The sequence below is a fragment of the Dialister sp. CAG:357 genome (assembly GCF_000435155.1).
Taxonomy (GTDB): Bacteria; Bacillota; Negativicutes; order Veillonellales; family Dialisteraceae; genus Dialister; species Dialister hominis.
In genome coordinates this window covers 8,854-9,874 of record NZ_FR896446.1, presented here as the reverse complement: position 1 = coordinate 9,874, position 1,021 = coordinate 8,854, and the positions used below count along the sequence as shown (strand labels likewise).

Genomic DNA, 1,021 nt, shown 5'->3' with positions numbered 1-1,021 from the left:
AGTTTTCAAAGAATCATCGCTCTTCAAGCGACTTGATTATCTTATCACGCGTTTTCGTTTTTGTCAAACTCTTTTTTGAAATTTCTTTCAGCGAAGAGCTGTCTGAAAACTTATGAAGATAACCGCTTATTCCTAGAGATCATCGCACGTTTCAGCTCGCTCATCTCTCGGCTTAAGCGTATATAATTATAACAGCGACCCCTATATCTGTCAACAGGTTTTTTGATGATTTTTTACTCTTTTTTGAAGGAAATCTTTCCTGACGCAAATGAAGTGCATTGCTGACGAAATTTAGTGGCAGGGAGAGAAAAAGAGGACTAGATATTGTGGAGAGAGGGAGAGTTTTGAAAAGGCATGGGCTTTTCTTTTACTCGCCTTCCCAGACGGGGAAGGCGTCCGGCCTCAAATACTTATGCCGGACGGATAGGGTTGATTATTCATTGGGCTTTATAAATGGTTCTGCGAGCGAAGCGAGGTTGTGTGGTTTTGAACTTGACCTTGCTCTAGCAGAGAAGGTGCGCGACCTCAAATTCTGATGTCGGGCGGATGAGTTGTATTTCTGCGAACGGAGTGAGGTTGTGTGGTATATACTCGCCTTCCCAGACGGGGAAGGTGGGCGGCCCCGTTGCTGATGCCGCTCGGATAGGGTTGATTATTCATTGGGCTTTATATATGGTTCTGCGAGCGAAGCGAGGTTGTACGGTGTACTTATAAAAGAGCTTATTGATAAGAAGGCGTACCTTGGCATTTTTGCGGCGCTGCGGAAGCAGCAAGCGAAAACCTTTACAACCGCAGCAATGCTGCAAGAACTGCATCTCATCCCCTGGCTCCGCCAGGACCTTCTCCTTCGGAGCAAGGTTAACACCCTTAAACCAGCCTTCGGCTGAAGAAAAGGAAAACCATGCAACCTCGTTCCCCCACTCAAAAAGGAGGCCTTCGATGGGTCTCCTTTTTGAATTGCTTTTCTCTTTTTTGAATTCCTTTTCCCTATTTCTTTTTCTATTTTCCTATTTCTTTCCCT

Annotated in this window: 1 protein-coding gene; it reads right to left on the bottom strand. The window is 45.2% G+C overall.

Annotation, left to right across the window (positions count from 1 at the left end; all coding sequences use genetic code 11):
- Positions 1-652: 652 nt before the first annotated feature.
- Positions 653-1,021, bottom strand: a 369-nt coding sequence (locus tag M3200_RS06875; RefSeq protein ID WP_288178206.1) for a hypothetical protein, incomplete at its 5' end; no start/stop codon positions are given.